This is a genomic window from Streptomyces sp. S186 (genome assembly GCF_051603415.1).
Taxonomy (GTDB): domain Bacteria; phylum Actinomycetota; class Actinomycetes; order Streptomycetales; family Streptomycetaceae; genus Streptomyces.
Genome location: NZ_CP193932.1, coordinates 3084486 through 3101860, shown reverse-complemented (window position 1 = coordinate 3101860; position 17375 = coordinate 3084486). Strand labels below are relative to the sequence as shown.

At 71.3% G+C, this 17375-nt stretch carries 14 protein-coding genes and 1 pseudogene; 3 read left to right on the top strand and 12 right to left on the bottom strand.

Annotated elements, in window-relative coordinates:
* Nucleotides 1–32 precede the first annotated feature (32 nt).
* The 4 genes from ACRAS8_RS12865 to ACRAS8_RS12850 all read right to left on the bottom strand — a co-directional run bounded on the left by ACRAS8_RS12865 (nt 33) and on the right by ACRAS8_RS12850 (nt 4501).
* Entirely contained in the window at nt 33–2408 is a 2376-nt protein-coding gene (locus ACRAS8_RS12865; RefSeq protein ID WP_438486062.1) for an ABC transporter permease, read from the bottom strand.
* Nucleotides 2405–3091, bottom strand: coding sequence for an ABC transporter ATP-binding protein (locus ACRAS8_RS12860; protein WP_438486061.1), 687 nt, complete (start codon nt 3089–3091; stop codon nt 2405–2407). The genes ACRAS8_RS12865 and ACRAS8_RS12860 overlap by 4 nt, the downstream gene beginning before the upstream one ends.
* A 142-nt stretch (nt 3092–3233) precedes the next feature.
* Complete coding sequence (locus ACRAS8_RS12855) at nt 3234–3551, bottom strand: hypothetical protein (RefSeq protein ID WP_438486060.1); 318 nt, start codon at nt 3549–3551, stop codon at nt 3234–3236.
* Nucleotides 3548–4501: an SPFH domain-containing protein gene (locus ACRAS8_RS12850; protein WP_438486059.1), complete on the bottom strand. Its 954-nt coding sequence runs from the start codon at nt 4499–4501 to the stop codon at nt 3548–3550. The genes ACRAS8_RS12855 and ACRAS8_RS12850 overlap by 4 nt, the downstream gene beginning before the upstream one ends.
* Nucleotides 4502–4785: 284 nt before the next feature.
* Here ACRAS8_RS12850 and ACRAS8_RS12845 point away from each other — a divergent pair, with 284 nt between their 5' ends.
* The gene (locus ACRAS8_RS12845) at nt 4786–7098 is read left to right on the top strand and encodes a transglycosylase domain-containing protein (RefSeq protein ID WP_438486058.1); all 2313 of its coding nucleotides are present in this window, start codon (nt 4786–4788) and stop codon (nt 7096–7098) included.
* 110 nt (nt 7099–7208) lie between these two features.
* On the opposite strand, the gene ACRAS8_RS12840 is transcribed toward ACRAS8_RS12845, so the two are convergent.
* From ACRAS8_RS12840 to ACRAS8_RS12810, 7 genes and pseudogenes are all read right to left on the bottom strand, one after another.
* Nucleotides 7209–9704, bottom strand: coding sequence for a SpoIIE family protein phosphatase (locus tag ACRAS8_RS12840; protein ID WP_438486057.1), 2496 nt, complete (start codon nt 9702–9704; stop codon nt 7209–7211).
* A gap of 87 nt (nt 9705–9791) precedes the next feature.
* Complete coding sequence (locus ACRAS8_RS12835) at nt 9792–10475, bottom strand: class I SAM-dependent DNA methyltransferase (protein WP_438486056.1); 684 nt, start codon at nt 10473–10475, stop codon at nt 9792–9794.
* A 243-nt stretch (nt 10476–10718) separates the two neighbouring features.
* A complete protein-coding gene (fomD, locus tag ACRAS8_RS12830; RefSeq protein WP_438486055.1) occupies nt 10719–11453 on the bottom strand; it encodes a cytidylyl-2-hydroxypropylphosphonate hydrolase in 735 nt (244 codons plus the stop codon).
* A 133-nt stretch (nt 11454–11586) separates the two neighbouring features.
* Nucleotides 11587–12981, bottom strand: a complete 1395-nt coding sequence (locus ACRAS8_RS12825) for a class II fumarate hydratase (protein ID WP_438490450.1) — start codon at nt 12979–12981, stop codon at nt 11587–11589.
* Nucleotides 12982–13073: 92 nt separating this feature from the next.
* Complete coding sequence (locus ACRAS8_RS12820) at nt 13074–13277, bottom strand: DUF397 domain-containing protein (protein WP_438486054.1); 204 nt, start codon at nt 13275–13277, stop codon at nt 13074–13076.
* Nucleotides 13278–13359: 82 nt separating this feature from the next.
* A pseudogene (locus ACRAS8_RS12815) lies at nt 13360–13664 on the bottom strand (DUF5753 domain-containing protein); the annotation flags it as partial.
* Nucleotides 13569–13961 (bottom strand): Scr1 family TA system antitoxin-like transcriptional regulator, encoded by a 393-nt coding sequence (locus ACRAS8_RS12810; RefSeq protein WP_438490449.1) that lies wholly within the window; start codon nt 13959–13961, stop codon nt 13569–13571. The gene ACRAS8_RS12810 and the pseudogene ACRAS8_RS12815, both read right to left, overlap by 96 nt.
* 223 nt (nt 13962–14184) lie before the next feature.
* Here ACRAS8_RS12810 and ACRAS8_RS12805 point away from each other — a divergent pair, with 223 nt between their 5' ends.
* Nucleotides 14185–14388, top strand: a complete 204-nt coding sequence (locus ACRAS8_RS12805; RefSeq protein ID WP_438486053.1) for a hypothetical protein — start codon at nt 14185–14187, stop codon at nt 14386–14388.
* A gap of 99 nt (nt 14389–14487) precedes the next feature.
* Here the strand turns inward: ACRAS8_RS12805 and ACRAS8_RS12800 are convergent, their stop codons facing one another.
* Nucleotides 14488–16161, bottom strand: coding sequence for a fumarate hydratase (locus tag ACRAS8_RS12800; protein ID WP_438486052.1), 1674 nt, complete (start codon nt 16159–16161; stop codon nt 14488–14490).
* 173 nt (nt 16162–16334) lie between these two features.
* Here ACRAS8_RS12800 and ACRAS8_RS12795 point away from each other — a divergent pair, with 173 nt between their 5' ends.
* Nucleotides 16335–17276, top strand: a complete 942-nt coding sequence (locus tag ACRAS8_RS12795) for a DUF1707 SHOCT-like domain-containing protein (RefSeq protein WP_438486051.1) — start codon at nt 16335–16337, stop codon at nt 17274–17276.
* The last annotated feature ends 99 nt before the right edge of the window (nt 17277–17375 follow it).

The window sequence follows — 17375 nt, the reverse complement described above, 5'->3', positions numbered from 1 at the left end:
CTCTGCAGGCCACCGCCCCGCACCACCGGCGCTCACTCCGTACGCAGCCCCTCCGGCCGCATCATCCGCCACAGCGGCGGCAGGCTGAGCAGCGTCACCACCAGGACCAGGCCGCCCCCGGCGGCGGTCAGCGGCCAGACCACCGACCAGTCGAAGGAGGACTTGCCGGCCAGCCGCAGCAGCGCCAGCCCCAGCCCGGCGCCGCCGGCCACCGCCAGGGCCAGCCCCAGGACGACCGGGACGGCGGTCTGCCACACCACCGACCAGGCCAGCGTGGACCGCCGGGTGCCGTAGGCGACCAGGACGGACAGCAGCCGGCGGCGCTCGCGCAGCTGCTCCACCATCGTCACCAGCATGCTGGCGGCGATCAGCGCCAGGGTCGCGGTGGCGGCGACCAGCAGACCCGTCCGCAGGCTGGTGAACTGCTTGTCGCGCTCGGTGTTCTGGAGCGTGAACACCCGCATCTGCGGGGCGATCCGGGCCGCGGTGTTCCGGACGTGCTCGACGGCATCCGGGACCCCCGGGTCGATCCTGACCATGGCGCGGGCCATCGGACGGTCCAGCAGCTTCAGGTCCAGGGCGCCCGGCGTGGCCATGAGGCCGAAGGCCGTCCGCCCCGTGGGGTCCGTACGGGACTCGACCGTGCGGGCCGACCGCGGGACGGTCCACAGCCGCGGGTGGCGCGGCGGGGTGCCGGACCCGTCGTCCGGGGCGAAGTCCACGGTGGCGCCGGGCCGCGCCGTCTTGGTGATGTAGTCGGTCTCGACCGAGCCGCTGCCGTCCTTGACGATGAAGACGTCGCCGTCCTTGCAGGGGCCGGTGTGTGCCAGTTCGCTCAGGGTGGCGCAGTCGCCGACGGTGACCATCGTGCTCGGGCGGAACTCGTCGCCCGCGCGGAGCGGGCCGGGTCGCGAGGCGGAGGCGTCGATGGACGCGATGACGCCCCGGACGCCCTCGGTCGTACGGAACTCGCCGATCATCTTCCGGATCGTGCCGACGTCGTGGGACGGAAGCATGGTGCGCAGCTGCGCCCGGCTCGCGTCCTGCCCGGTGACCTTCATGAAGTCGCCCTGGATGGCGGCGAAGAACAGCTGGAGCGCGATCGCCCCGGCGACCGCGACGGTGATCCCGCTGACCGCGCGGGCGGCCGCACCCCCGCTGAGCTGGAGCCGCCGCACGGCCAGCTGCCAGGGGACCGGACCGCCGCGGAAGCGCGCCACCGCAGCGTCCACCGCCCACGGCAGCAGCAGCGTCACCCCCAGCAGGAACAGCGCCGCGCCGCCCGCCACCGGATACGGATGATCGAGCCCGGCGCCGTGCCCGACGCCCCTTCCGTAGAAGAGCATCAGCGCGAGCCCCGCCGCCAGGAACGGCAGCCGCCACCACAGCCGGCGCCGGCGTCCGGCGCCCTCACGGGCGACGCCCAGCGGCTCGATGCTCACCCGGCGCAGCGCGAAGAGCGTGACAGCGACCGCGGACAGCGGTACGGCGAGCAGGACCAGCGCCGCCAGACCCGGGACCGGGGTCACATCGGACGGGAAGACGTTGATGTCCCAGACGGTGACGGCGCCGACGAGCTGCCGGGCCGCCAGGAACAGCACGGCTCCCACGGCCAGCCCGCACACCGCCCCGAAGAGCGCCTCGCCGGCCGCCGTGCGCCGGGTCATCCGGGCGTCCGCGCCGATCAGCCGCAGGGCGGCCAGCCGCTGGTCCCGGCGCTCCCCGCCGAACCGCACCGCGGTGGCGATGAAGATCGCGACCGGCATCAGCATCACCACACAGCCGACGATCATCAGCGTCAGCAGCAGCGGGTCCAGCGGGTCGTTCCGGGTTTCGGTGCCGAACCCGGCGATGCGCCGGCCCCCGTCGTCCGTGGTCAGCGTGGCGCTGCCGGCGTAGTAGACCAGCTCGGCGGGCCCGATCAGGCCGGCCTGCCCGATCGTTCCGACGTCCTTGAAGTGCAGCCGCTCCCGCAGCAGTTGACCCTCCGGCGAGCCGAGGAGTGCGCGCAGCGCGGGGGAGACCACCATCTCGCCCGGCCGCGGCAGCGCGCGCACGCCGGGCGGGGTGGGGGCCCGGTCGCCGTCGGGCCGCAGCAGCATGCCCCGTACGGAATCGCCGCGGAAGGCGGTGTCCGCCTGCGCCTCGACCAGGGTCGCCGCCGAGGGCGGCAGCGACTGCTCGCTCTCCATCGGAAGCCGGGCGTCGCCGCGTTGGGACCGCTCCGCCATCATGGTCGGGATCGACGCGGCGGCGAGCAGCAGCACCACACCCAGACCCACACCCAGCGCGGTCAGCAGCGTACGGATCCAGCCCTCGCGGCCGCCCCCGACCGCGAACCGTATCCCCGTCCCGAGATCCCGGCCCCAGCCGCGCAGCCCCGTGATCATCCTGCTCTCGACGCTCATGCCGCGCCCGCCATCTCCCGGGCGATGCCGTCCCGCACCACGACCTCCCGGTCGGCGTACGCGGCCACCCGAGCCTCGTGCGTCACCAGCACCACGGCCGCGTCGGTGTCCCGGGCGGCGTCGGTCAGCAGCCGCATCACCCGCTCACCGTTGAGGGAGTCCAGGGCGCCGGTGGGCTCGTCGGCGAAGATCACCCGCGGCCGGGCGGCCAGTGCGCGGGCGACCGCGACCCGCTGGCCCTGGCCGCCGGAGATCTCACCGGGCCGCTTGGCCGCGACGCCGTCCACCTCCAGTCGCGCCAGCCACTCGCCGGCCCGCCGCACGGCCTCCTTGCGCTTGGTGCCGTTCAGCCGCAGCGGCAGTGCGACGTTCTCCAGGCACGTCAACTCCGGTACCAGCTGGCCGAATTGGAAGACGAAGCCGAAGTCGGAGCGGCGCAGCGCACTGCACCGCGTGTCGCTGAGCGCCGTCAGGGTGTGCTCCCCGTACCGGACCGTGCCGGAGTCGGGACGGATGATGCCGGCGAGGCAGTGCAGCAGCGTCGACTTGCCGGACCCGGAGGGGCCCATGACGGCGACCACCTCGCCGGGACGGATGGCGAAGTCCGCCCCGTCGAGTGCGGGCGTGGGCCCGTACGCCTTGTGCAGCGCACGGGCTTCGAGCAGAAAACGGGCCGGGGTCATACACGGGCCTCCGGGAGTGCGAACAGGGCATGCCGGCAACCGGCCGCGCGAACGGCAGCGGCGGCCGGCGGCCAGGGAATGCCCCGCACTCTACACGAGGTGTATACCTAGCGTGTATAGATGGATTCCCGCAGGTCATCCGTCACTCGTCCTCCCGCACCCGTCCTCCCGCACCCTCCGGCGGCTCCTCAGGCGACTCCTCCGGGCGCGCCTTCGGTGGGCGTCCCCGCCGGGGCGGGCCGGCCACGCCGCGGGGGAGGCGGCCGGCTTCGGTGAGGGCCTTGCGGAGGAGGAACTCGATCTGGGCGTTGGTGCTGCGGAGTTCGTCGTTGGCCCAGCGGCTGAGGGCGTCGTGGAGGAGTGGGTCCAGCCGCAGCAGCACCTGCTTGCGCTGCTGCGGCCGGCGGCCGGGGGGCCGTTCGCGGTCGGCGCCCGGCCCCTGGGGGGCGTCGGGACTCACTGGTAGAGCGAGCCCGTGTTCAGGACGGGCTGGGCGGCGCGGTCGCCGCACAGCACCACCATCAGATTGCTGACCATGGCGGCCTTGCGCTCCTCGTCCAGCTCGACGATGCCCTGCTCGTTGATGCGCTCCAGGGCCGACTCGACCATGCCCACCGCGCCCTCGACGATCTGCTTCCGGGCCGCGACGACCGCGCCGGCCTGCTGCCGCTGGAGCATCGCGGAGGCGATCTCCGGGGCGTAGGCGAGGTGGCTGAAGCGGGTCTCGATGATCTGCACACCGGCGGCCTGGACCCGGGCGGTCAGCTCCACGGCCAGCTTCTCGGTGATCTCCTCGGCGTTGCCGCGCAGCGAGAGGCCGTCCTCGTCGTGGGCGTCGTAGGGGTACTCGATGGCGATGTGCCGGACGGCCGCCTCGGTCTGGGTGGCGACGAACTCCAGGAAGTCGTCGACCTCGAACAGCGCCTGGGCGGTGTCCTCGACCTTCCAGACGACGATCGCGGCCAGCTCGATCGGGTTGCCGTAGGCGTCGTTGACCTTCAGGACCGAGGTCTCGTGGTTGCGGATCCGGGTGGAGATGCTGCGGGCCGAGGTGAGCGGGTTGACCCACCGCAGGCCGTCGGTGCGGATGGTGCCCACGTACCGTCCGAAGAGCTGGATCACCCGGGCCTCGCCGGGCGCGACCATCTTCACGCCGGTCATGCAGAAGAGCGAGCCCACCAGGAGCAGGATGCCGACGACCACCAGGGGGACGGCGGCTCCGTTGTGGCCGGCGTTGCCCAGGACGCCGCCGACGATGATCACGGCGATGCCCAGGGCGATGCCCAGGACGGTCAGCAGCAGCGCCAGCCCGCCGGGGATGCTGTGCGCGGCCCGCTCGCGGACCTGCGGCGCCGGCATCTCCGGGGCGTCCGCGGAGGCGGCGGGGGCGGCGGGTGTCGTATCGGTCATGGGGTCCCCGTTTCTTCGGTGGTGCGTGACGAAGCGCGTGGTGCGGCGCGTGATGTGTGCCGCAGTGCATGCTTTCGCTGGTCTAGCAAAGTGTTAGCACTTTAACGCGCTGGCCTGCTGCGGTCCAGCGGGATGCGGACAGGTGCCCCAACGGTTGCGCGCCTTCCCCGTGCTGTATGTCACGTAGGGAAAAGCCTTGATCGATGAGTATTTGTTGTCAGTTGCGGTGTTAGCTTCAACAGCTGAGTTATGCCGGGGGCGGAACGACTGGAGTTGCACGAGCGATGGGCCGAGCGAACGCGAGGCGGGCGCGGCAGGGCGGCGCCCGCCGTGGCGGGAAGAACGAGAAGAAGTCCGGCATACGCCGCCTCTTCACCTGGAAGAAGATCCTCGGGGCCGTCCTCGGCGTCTGCCTGCTGGGGATCCTCGGCTTCGTCGGCCTCTACTTGTACGTGGGTGTCCCGGCCGGTAACCCGGACGCCCAGCGTCAGAGCAACATCTTCAAGTACGCGGACGGCTCGATCATGGCGCGGGACGGCAAGGTCAACCGCGAGTCCGTCCCGATCAGCAAGATCCCCAAGGACGTTCAGCACGCGGCCGTCGCCGCCGAGAACAAGACCTTCTACCAGGACGCCGGCGTCGACCTGAAGGGCACCCTGCGCGGAATCCTCAAGACCCTGGCCGGTGAGGGCAAGCAGGGCGGCTCGACGATCACTCAGCAGTACGTCAAGAACTACTACCTGAGCCAGGAACAGACGGTCTCCCGCAAGCTCCAGGAGATCGTCATCGCCCTCAAGGTGGACAACAAGCTCAGCAAGGACGACATCCTCGCCGGCTACCTCAACACCAGCTACTACGGCCGGGGCGCCTACGGCATCCAGGCCGCCGCGCGGGCGTACTACGGCGTGGACTCCGACAAGCTCACCCTCGCGCAGGGCGCCTATCTCGCCTCGCTGCTCCAGGCGCCCAACCAGTACGACTGGACCAACGCCAGCGACGCCGGCAAGAAGCGGGTCCAGGAGCGCTGGGCGTACGCCCTGAACAACATGGTCGAGATGAAGTGGCTCTCGCCCGACGAGCGCGCCAAGCAGAAGTTCCCGGTGCCCAAGCCGCCCAAGCCGCTGCCCGGGCAGACCGGCCAGAACTACTACATCGTCGAGGAAGCCAAGCAGGAGCTGTTCGCCCAGGGCGTCGACCCGAAGGAGTTCGCGGCCGGCGGCTGGACCGTGACCCTGAGCATCGACAAGAGCAAGCAGAAGGACCTGGAAGAGGCCGTCAAGCGGAAGCTGACCGACGAGCTCGAACCGAAGAAGCGCACGGCCGACGCCGCCGCCCAGCTCGGTGCCGCCTCGGTGAACCCGAAGGACGGGCACATCGTCGCGATGTACGGCGGCGAGGGCCCCCCGAAGCACTACGTGAACAACGCGACGCGTCAGGACTACCAGCCGGCCTCCACCTTCAAGCCGGCCATCCTCGCCTCCGCCCTGGAGAACGGCTCCGAGACGCAGTCCGGCGTCCGGATCACCCCCAACACCCTCTACGACGGCACGAACAAGCGCCCCGTACGGGGGCCCGGCGGTGAGGGCTACGCGCCGGAGAACGAGGACCAGTACAGCCCCGGACTGATCAACGTCCAGACGGCGACCAACAAGTCCGTCAACACCGTCTTCGCGCAGATGGCGGTGGACGTCGGCCTGGAGAAGGTCAAGAAGACCGCGAACGAGCTCGGCGTCACCAGCAACTTCCCCGCCAAGCCCGCCATGGCCCTGGGCTCGATGGGCGCCAGCCCGGTCCAGATGGCCGGGATGTACGCCACCTTCGACAACCACGGCCAGAAGGTCACCCCGAGCCTGGTGGTCAAGGCCGTGCACAACACGGACGGCACCGACAAGGACTTCCCGGTGAAGGACCCGCTCGGCGACCATGTGCTCTCCCGTAAGACGGCCGACACCGTCACCTCCGTCCTCACCGGCGTGGTCAACGACGGCACCGCCTCCAGCGCGGTGAAGAACACCGCCTACCAGGCGGCCGGCAAGACCGGCACCTCCGACGACAACAAGTCGGCCTGGTTCGTGGGCTACACGCCCAAGCTGGTCACCGCCGTCGGCATGTTCGGCGAGTCGCCCAACGGCGGCAAGCAGGTCACCCTCAAGGGCGCCGGAGGCGGCGGCCGGGTCAACGGCGGCGGCTACCCGGCGAAGGTCTGGGCCGACTACACCCAGGCCGCGGTCGGCGACGACGCCGGCGAATTCGACCTGGACGCCGACATGGGCGCCGCGGTGTCGCCGCCCAGCACCCCCACGCCGACCCCGTCCGCGCCGGCCACCCCGACGCCGACCCCGTCGCACACCCCGTCGGGCACGCCGACGCCGAGCACCTCTCCGTCGGACGGCCACTCCGGGCGCCCGACCGGCCGGCCCACCCCGACCGGCAGCGGCTCCACCCCGCCGGACGGCGGCACCACCGGCACCGGCGGCGGTACCGGCACCGGCGGCACGGGTACCGGCGGCACGGGCAACGGAGGCGCCACCGGTACCGGTGGAAACACCGGCGGCAGCAGCGCCACCGGCGGCAACCTGCCGAACTTCGGCAACTGACCCGGCGGCCCGCAGCACCGACCGAAACGACACGGCGCCCGCACCCTGCCCAGGGTGCGGGCGCCGTGTTCTTCCGGAGTCCTGCCTGTCTGTGGACCGTTCGCCGCGCCTCAGAGGCGCGCCCCCGGCGGCATCGACAGTTCGAACCAGACGACCTTGCCCATGCTCAGCCGGGTCGCGCCCCAGCGTCGGGCCATCCGGTTGACCAGATACAGCCCCCGGCCGCCCTCGTCCGACGGCCGGGCCTGCCGCAGCCGCGGCAACTGCGGCACGTCGTCGCCGACCTCGCAGCGCAGCACGTCCGTCCGCAGCAGCCGCAGCGTCACCGGCCGCTCGGCGTACCGCACCGCGTTGGTCACCACCTCGCTCACCAGCAGCTCCAGCTGGTCGGAAAGCTCCTCCAGGCCCCAGCGGGCCAGCGCCCGCCGGGCCAGCCGGCGCGCCTGCCCGGCGGTCTGCGCCTTCGGGTCGAGGTACCAGTACGCCACGTCGCTCGGCGCGATGCCGTCGAACCGGGCGGCCAGCAGCGCGATGTCGTCATCGCGGTCGCCCGGCCCGAGCATGTCCAGCACCTCGTCGCACAGCGGCTCCAGCGGCGGCGGATTGGGCCCGGTCAGCCGGGCCGTCTCGGCCAGCCGCTCGCGCAGCTGCTCGATGCCGGTCCACACGTCCCGGATCCGCGACTCCACCAGGCCGTCGGTGTACAGCACCAGCGTCGCGCCCGCCGGGGCGTCCAGCTCCACCGCCTCGAAGTCCACCCCGCCGACGCCGATCGGCGCGCCCGGCGGCACCCGCAGCACCTCCGCGCGCCCGCCGCGGTGCAGCATCACCGGCGGCGGATGCCCGGCGTTGGCGACGATGATCCGGTGCGCCACCGGGTCGTAGACCGCGTACAGGCAGGTCGCCATCCGGTCCGAGCCCAGCCGCTGGGCCTGTTCGTCGAGGTGGTGCAGCACCTCCTGCGGCGGCAGGTCCAGCCCCGCCAGGGTCTGCGCGGTGGTCCGCAGCTGACCCATGATCGCGGCCGAGGTCATCGAGTGCCCCATCACGTCGCCGACCACCAGCGCCACCCGGCTGCCCGGCAGCGGGATTGCGTCGTACCAGTCGCCGCCCACCCGGGCCGTCTCCGCGGCCGGCAGATAGCGGCTGGCCAGCCGCACACCGGTGGGCTGCGGCAGCGAGTCCGGCAGCATGGTGCGCTGCAGCGCGTCGGCGATGTACGCCTCGCGGCCGTAGAGCACCGCCTTGTCCACGCCCAGCGCGGTGTGCGTCGCCAACTGGGCCGCCACCAGCAGGTCGTCCGGTTCGAACGCCGGCCGGTCCGGGCGGCGCAGGAACACCGCCGCACCGATCACCCGGCGGCGCCCGCGCAGCGGCGCCAGGATCACCCGGTGCCCGCCCGGCAGCCGGGTGTCAGGACCCAGCAGCTCCGGCAGCGCGGTCCGGGCCGCCTGCGCCTCACCGAACAGTGGCCGCACCCCGCGCAGCACCTCCGCCAGCGGCCCGCCCGGGCGCACCTCGGACAGCTCCGCGGCGCTGCCGCCCATCGCCGGCCCGAGATCCGGCTGTGCCGGCAGCACCGGCAGCCGCAGCCCGTTGGTGTCCGGCTCCTCCGGGATCCGGTCGGTACGGCGCAGCCGCAGCACCACCGGGCCGGTCGGCCGCTCGTCGCCCACCGGCAGCGGATCGCGCAGATACACCAGGATCGCGTCGGCGAAGGTCGGCACCGTCGCCCGGCACAGCCCCAGCACGATCTCGTCCAGGTCTATGCCGCGGGCGATCCGCCGGGTCGCCGCCCCGATGAACCGCAGCCGGTCGCCGCCGGCCTGCCGGGCCGCCGCCACCTCGCTGCTCTCACCGGGATGCGCCGAGCGCGCGGGCGGTACCGAGGGCGGCTGCGACGGCCCCGACGGGGGCGGCAGTTCCGCGTCGGCCGGCCCGCCGCCCCGTACACCCGGCGGCGGCCCCGGCGGCCGTCCGCCCGCGCCCGGCTCACCGCCGTGCGCCCGGGGCGCCGGACCGCCCTCCCGGGTCCTTCCGAGGCCCTCGGCGCCGGGTCGTGGCTGCGCATGCCCCGGCTCCTCGTCCGGCTCCGGCGCACCGGTGCGGTCCAGCGCGCCCTGCGCCACCGGCCGGCGCGCGCGGACCGCGGCGCGCTCCGCGCCCGGTTCCCCGTCCGGCCGTCCCTCAGCGGGCATGGCCACCTCCCCGTACGGGTCGTACGAGCCCCCGTACGACCCGGCGTATCCGCCGTAGGAACTGTCGCGGGACGCGCGGGCGGCGCCGTACGCCCGCGCGCCGTCGCCGGCCGGGCCGTGATCGGCGGCCGGCTCGGCGTCCCCCTGCCCGGCCGGCGGCCCCGCGGAGGCCGCGGCGGCCCGCTCGCCGGCCGCGTCACCGAGGTCGGCGCCGTCACCGCCGCGCACCGCGAACCCCGTTCCCGGCGCTGGCTCGTGGCCGGTGCCGCCGGTCTGCTGGAGGGCGCTGCGCGGGTCCGGGACGCGGCCCGGGGTCGTCGTCCCGGCCGTCCCCGCAGCAGGGGAGGCCGAGGACGCGGCGGTCGGGGCCGACTGCCGCGTTTCGTGGGAGGTGGAGTGCTCCGTCACGCGTGGGATTCCATCCGTCCGGGGCTGGCGCCGGCGCGCCGCGTTCGGTGCGCGCCGCCCGAGCGGACGCGCCTGACGCGGTGCGTCTCAAGCGCGTCGCAGGTGCAGGAAGAGCTGGATTTCGGGTGGTACGTCCGTACTCGCCGGGGCATACGCATACGAGTCCTCCCCGACGACGTCGAAACCCGCGTCGCGTACGACCCGGCGCAGGTCGTCCCGCAGATATCCGGATACCCGGATCGTGCTGCCGAGGAACGGAATGGGGTAGTCGTCGATATCGGCCTCGACCATTGCCAGGGCCAGCAGCCCGCCGGGCCGCAGGAGGTCGTACAGCATGCCCAGGGCACAGGGGATTTCCGCGCGGGGCATCATCAACAGGGAGAAATAGGCGGCGATTCCGTCGAAGGAACCCCGCCCGCCCAGCCGGCCGGCGCGCAGATCGGCGATGTCCAGCCGGTGGAATTCGGCGTCCGGGACGTTCTCCCGGGCGAGTGCGACCATCCCGGGGGAGAGGTCGATTCCCACGACCCGGTGGCCCGCGTCGCGGAGTTGACGGGCGGTCGGCAGACCGGTGCCGCACCCGGCGTCGAGGATCCGCGATCCGGCCGGCAGTTCCTCGCTCAGCCACACAGCCGAAGCGATCTGGCCTTCTTTGTGCGGAAAGGCCGTCTCGTACCGGTCACCGATCGCGTCGAAGGCATCGGCCTGTCCGGCCCGGTCGAGTGCTAACCGGTTCAGGCCCTCGTACGCGTCGTAGCTTGTCGCGCTCACGACCTCGCCCCTCCTGCGACCGCGGTCAAGTTCGTTTTCCCGTTCTGGAGTTGCGCCTGTGCAGTCCTGCGGAGGACGATCCTACGTTTGCAGGCCCAGGGCACAGCAAGGGGGCTGGACACCGCATCTCGCCCGGCGGGAACCCCAGCAGAACCCGGCGGGAAACAGCTTCGCCCATAGGCGCACCTTTCCACCGTTCGCCCCCTTCACTCGCTTCCCGCTCTTCTTTTCGCCTTTGCTTCCTCACGGCAGCAAACGGTCCGGCAGGCGCTCCCAGTCCTCCGGAAGCGACGGAACGTCCCAGGCGGGGTCGGGCCGCCAGTCCTCCCAGCCGTCGGAGAACGGCCCGCGCCACGCCGCGATCTGTGCGACCGCGGCGCGTCCGGCGGTCTTGACACCGGCCGCCTGCGCGTCCGTCATCAGCCCGTCCCGCCGTGCCTGTGCGAACTCGTCCTCGTCCCGCCACTCCCAGTGCCGGTCCGGATAGACACAGATGTCGAGGAAATGGTCGAGTGAGTCGATTCCGCCCGACCAACGGCGGCGCGGCTCCTCCAGATTGACGTACCAATTCTTGAAGTGCCAGCCGCTCTCCCAGAACAGCCAGACCGACCAGGGATCTCCCGGCCGGGCCAGCTTCAGCACACCGTTGCCGAACCACTGGTCGCGCACCGTCCGCCGCGGTTTGGTGTATCGGGTGGCGAGCGGCTCGCGGTGCACCGGAGTGCCGTCGGCGAGCACCGGCTTGATGCACGGCGTCCCCGGCGCCATCCACACCGCGAGCAGCTCCTCGGTGTCCTGGACAACGGTCACCGGACGACAGATATGGAAGCGACGGGGATCGGTGTTGTCGCGGTAACGCCACAGGACATGATCCCCGGGCGCCCAACGCCCCGACTCCGCCGCCCGTCCCGCCCCGGCCGCCGGCGCGGGCACACCGGCCGTCTCGCCTTCCGTCGTCTCCACCATGTCCGCTGTCATGAGCAGATCTTAGGGGCGCCGCGTTAAGGGCGTGGTGACGTGCGCCGCACCGCTGGTTACGGAGGTGATGACGGCGAGGTTACGGACGGGGTTACGGGTGGAGTTACGGGTGGGGCATCCGCTACCGAGACGGTTACGGGCGGGTCATCCGCAACACATCCAGCGCCTCGTCGAGCTGCTCCACCGTCAGCAGCCCCCGCTCGACATAACCGCCCTCCACGACCACCTGCCGGATCGTCTTCCGCTCGGCCAACGACCGCTTGGCGACCTTCGCCGCCTCCTCGTAACCGAGGTACTTGTTCAACGGAGTCACCACCGAAGGCGACGATTCGGCGTACTCCCGGGCCCGCCCCACATTCGCGGTGATCCCGTCCACCGTCCGATCGGCCAGCAGCCGCGACACATTGGCGAGCAGCCGCACCGATTCCAGCACATTGCGCGCAATGACCGGCAGCATCACATTCAGTTCGAAATTGCCGGCCGCCCCGGCCGCCGCCACCGTCGCGTCATTTCCGGTGACCTGCGCCGCGACCATCAGCACCGCCTCCGGAATCACCGGATTGACCTTCCCCGGCATGATCGACGACCCGGGCTGCAGATCCGGCAGGCTGATCTCGGAAAGTCCCGTACGCGGCCCCGACGCCATCCACCGCAGATCATTGGCGATCTTCGTCAGCCCGACCGCGATGGTCCGCAACTGCCCGCTGGTCTCCACGATCCCGTCCCGCGCCCCCTGCGCCTCGAAGTGGTCGCGCGCCTCGGTCAGCGGCAGCCCCGTCGCCCGCGCGACCTCGGCGATCACCGCCGCCGAGAAGCCCGGCGGGGTATTGATTCCCGTCCCCACCGCCGTTCCCCCCAACGGCAGTTCGGCCAGCCGCGGCAGCGAGGACCGCAACCGGTCGACCCCGTACCGCACCTGCGCCGCGTACCCCCCGAACTCCTGCCCCAGCGTCACCGGCGTGGCATCCATCAGATGCGTCCGCCCCGACTTCACCACCTCGGTGAACTCCGCCGCCTTCCGCTCCAGCGCCTCCGCCAGATGCTCCAGCGCCGGAATCAGATCGCCCAGCACGGCCGACGTCGCCGCGATATGAATCGACGACGGGAACACATCATTCGACGACTGACTCGCATTGACATGATCATTGGGGTGCACATCCCGCCCCAGCCGCTCACTGGCCAGGGTCGCGATCACCTCGTTGGTATTCATGTTCGACGACGTCCCCGACCCCGTCTGGAACACGTCGACCGGGAAGTCCTCGTCCCACCGCCCCTCGGCCACCTCGGCCGCCGCCTCCGCGATGGCCTCCGCGACGTCCTTGCCCAGCACGCCCAGCTCGGCGTTGACCTTGGCGGCCGCCCCCTTGATCCGGGCCAGCGCCTCGATGTGCGCCCGCTCCAGCCGCTGCCCGGAGATCGGGAAATTCTCCACCGCCCGCTGGGTCTGGGCCCGCCACTTGGCATGCGCGGGCACCCGCACCTCACCCATCGAGTCGTGCTCGATCCTGAATGCGCTGTTTTCGCTCATGACTATGAGAGTGCCCGCGAAGCGCGATCTGTTCCCGGCGACGGGACGGATGTCACCTGGGTGCGCCCCCTGGCCGCGCACCGCCCCGCCGGTCAGCCCTTGAGCGCGCCTATGAACGCGTCCCAGACACGGGCCCGAAAGACGAGCACGGGCCCCTCGGGATCCTTACTGTCCCGAACGGGGACGACGCCGGGGCGGCCGTCCGCCACCTCTACGCAGTTGCCACCCTCCTTGTTGCTGTAGCTGGACTTGCGCCACTCGGCGGCGCTCAGATCGAGCTGGGATGTGCGCAGCACGGTAGGTGCCCTCCATAACGGATCGGATCATGTCGAGTGACATGTTCGGCGGCAGGGCCAGCACCCCGAGCCGCTCGTAGGCCACACGGTACGTCTTCACCTCCTCAGGCTCCTCGATGAGTTGGCCGTAGTCTGCGCCTTCGAGGTAGGCCGCATCGCAGCCGTCGGGCATGGACAGCACAGTGAGTGATCCGCCCATCGCCTCGTGTTTGCCGCTGCTGAACGGCAGGACCTGCAGCGTGATACGAGGATTGTCCGCAGCCTCCAGCAGCCGTGCGAACTGCGCCCGCATCACGGCGGGTTTGCCGACCGGACGAACCAGCACGGCCTCGTCGAGGACAACCGCAAGTCCCGTGCGTACTCCTCGGTCTGCAGCAGACCCGGCACGACAGCGCTCATGTACTGCCGGATGACCACTGCCCGTTCCGCAAGCGTCACGAACTTCCGCGACCAGTCCGGAAACGTCTCGCGGTAGACGTACGGCCAGAGGTCGACGAGCAAACCGTCCGCCCCCACCGCCTCGTCCAACGCCCGGGCCAGGTCCAGTGTCGGCTTGGCGCCCGTGCAGCGCTCGACCTGGTTGATGCGGGTGCCGTGCGTCCGTACGCGCTGCCCCAGCGCGTCCTGCGTCAGCCCGGCGGCGAGCCGGAGTTTCCGCAGGCGCGTGCCGAACAGCGCCGCCATCGATGACGCCGGATCAATTTCCTTGGCCACGGCCTCACTTCCAAATCTTTACGTCTGGAGGAATCAGCTCTCACTCCCTTCTCAAGGTTACGCCGCAGAGCAACGATGGGAACACGGAAAGTAACGATCCGCTGAAAGTTAGGGACATCCCACGACGAAAGCCGGCACCCGCCCTCGCCCCCTAACGGGACAGCGTCACCCCCCACCGAACAGGAGCGTCACCATGGCCACGAGCGCCGGCCACACCTCACCGGGCCCGCGGTCCCGGCAATCACTGATGACCCTGCGCGTCTACACCACGACCCGCGACGGCATCGTCATCCAGGAACGCGCCCAGATCCACGTCGTCGCCGGCGACCGCTTCGACCTCTACGGCCTTTCTCAGGCGTGGCCGCCGTGCGCCTGTCCCCGCCACCGGGGGTTGTAGGGGGTGGGGGAGGGGGACGAGAAGGCCGCCACCCATGCGTTCGCGAGGATGGCGGCCGTAACGCCGTGCAGACAGCGCCCGTTGGGCGGCTGCCGGAAATCAGGAAGAGCGCACCGGGATCGACGTGAACGTAGGCGTTGTCGGGGCCGGGTCCTGGAAGAAGTCGTTGCCCTTGTCGTCGACGACGATGAAGGCCGGGAAATCCTCGACCTCGATCTTCCAGACGGCCTCCATGCCCAGCTCCTCGTATTCGAGGACCTCGACCTTCTTGATGCAGTCCCGCGCCAGGCGGGCGGCCGGGCCGCCGATGGAGCCCAGATAGAAGCCGCCGTGCGCGGCGCAGGCGTCGGTGACCTGCTGGGAGCGGTTGCCCTTGGCGAGCATGATCTTGGAGCCGCCGGCGGCCTGGAACTGCTCGACGTACGCGTCCATCCGGCCTGCGGTGGTGGGACCGAAGGAGCCGGAGGCGTAGCCCTCGGGGGTCTTGGCCGGGCCGGCGTAGTAGACCGGGTGGTCCTTGAGGTACTGCGGCATCTCCTCGCCCGCGTCCAGCCGTTCCTTGATCTTGGCGTGCGCGATGTCGCGGGCGACGACCAGGGTGCCGGTGAGGGAGAGGCGGGTCTTGACGGGGTGCTTGGTCAGCTCGGCCAGCACGTCCGCCATCGGCCGGTTGAGATCGATCCTGACGGCGTCCAGGTCCGGCCCCGCGCCCTCGGTCAGTTCCTCGTCCGTCGTCTCCGGGAGGAAGCGGGCCGGGTCGGTCTCCAGCTGCTCCAGGAAGACGCCCTCGGCGGTGATCTTGGCGACGGCCTGGCGGTCCGCCGAGCAGGAGACGGCGATGGCGACGGGGCAGGAGGCGCCGTGCCGGGGGAGGCGGATGACGCGGACGTCGTGGCAGAAGTACTTGCCGCCGAACTGGGCGCCGATGCCGATCCTCTGGGTCAGCTCGAAGACCTTCTGCTCCAGTTCGGTGTCGCGGAAGCCGTGGCCCGTCGGGGAGCCCGAAGCCGGCAGCTCGTCGAGGTAGTGCGCGGAGGCGTACTTGGCGGTCTTCAGCGCGTACTCGGCCGAGGTGCCGCCGACGACGATCGCCAGGTGGTACGGCGGGCAGGCGGCCGTGCCGAGCGAACGGATCTTCTGCTCCAGGAACTTCATCATGGACGCCTCGTTGAGGACGGCCTTGGTCTCCTGGAAGAGGAAGGACTTGTTGGCCGAGCCGCCGCCCTTGGCCATGAAGAGGAACTTGTAGGCGCCGCCGTCGGTCGCGTACAGCTCGATCTGGGCCGGGAGGTTGGAGCCGGTGTTCTTCTCCTCCCACATCGTCAGCGGCGCCATCTGCGAGTAGCGCAGGTTGAGCTGGGTGTAGGCGTCGTAGATGCCGCGGGAGAGGGCCGCCTCGTCGCCGCCCTCGGTCAGCACGTTCTGGCCGCGCTTGCCCATGACGATCGCGGTGCCGGTGTCCTGGCACATCGGGAGCACGCCGGCGGCGGCGATGTTGGCGTTCTTGAGCAGGTCCAGGGCGACGAAGCGGTCGTTGGCGCTGGCCTCCGGGTCGTCCAGGATCTTGCGCAGCTGGGCGAGGTGGGCCGGGCGCAGGTAGTGCGCAATGTCGTGCATCGCCTCGGCGGCGAGCTTGCGCAGCGCCTCCGGCTCGACCTTGAGGAACGTCCGGCCGTCCGCCTCGAAGGTGCTGACACCCTCCGAAGTCACCAGACGGTAGGGGGTGTTGTCCTCGCCTACGGGCAGGAGGTCGGTATAGGCGAATTCCGGCATGGGGGATATGTCCTTACTCGGAGGGGTGGTGGCTGGCTTCTGTGGCAGCGCCCGACCAGCGTAGAACCCCCGGCCCGGCGCTCCGCTGTGAGGTAAGGCTCAGTCGGCCGGGGTGTGTCCCCGTGTCCCCGGTTCTCTAGTCGCGATCTATCGCGTTTCGGTACGCTGGGGTCGTGGACGCTTCAGGAAACGGGGGACGACCGGGCCCCGAGACCCCGCCCGGGCCGCATGCGGAGCAGCACGACCAGCAGGTGGTGAAACTGACCAAGGGCGAGGCGGCATCACAGGCCAAGCCGGCCAGGCCGGCCAAGCCGGTGGCGGAGGCCGACATGCGGGCCTCGGACGCGGACCGCGACCGGATCGCGGAGATCCTGCGGGAGGCCCTCGCGGAGGGCCGGCTGGACGCCGAGGAGCACGCCGAGCGGATCGACGCGGTCTACCGCGCCAAGACCGTCGGCGAGCTGGAGCCCATCGTCCGCGACCTGCCCGCCGTCGGCCGCCGTCCGGGGCCGGACGCGGAGTCCTACGCATACGGTCCGGGCGGCCCGGTGCCCGACCAGAACCTCGTCGCGATCTTCAGCGCGGCCAACCGTAAGGGCCGTTGGCGGGTCCCGCCGCGGATCAACGCGGTCGCGATCTTCGGCAGCGTGGAGATCGACCTCACCGAGGCGGTCTTCCCGCAGCAGCGGGTCCAGATCAACGTCACCTCCGTCTTCGGCAGCGTCGAGGTCCGGGTCCCGGAGAACATCACCCTGCGCAGCAGCGGCTCCGGCATCCTCGGCTCCTTCGAGGTGGAGACGCACGACGCCGAGGACGGTGACGCCCCCGAGGTCGAGGTGAACGGCTTCGCACTGCTGGGCAGCGTGGAGGCCAAGCCCAAGCGCGGTGCCTGGATCCGCGATCTGCGGGACCGGCTGCGCGGTGAGCGGCGGGACCGCTTCGACGAGCTGCGGGCCGAACGGCACGAGCGGATGGACCGGCTCCGGGCCGAACGGCACGAGCGGATGGGTGAGATCTGGGCCGAACACCGGGAGCAGAGGGACCAGTTGAGGGCGGAGCGGCGCGAGCGGTGGGAGGAGCGCCGGCAGCGGCGGGACCGCCGCCGGCTCGGCTAGCCCCCGGCCGAGGGTCGCCGTCGGGACGGCCGGCGGTCCTCGATCGACACGGTGTGCATAAGCCCGCGTACAGCGGGTAGGGCTGGTGCATCGTCTCTC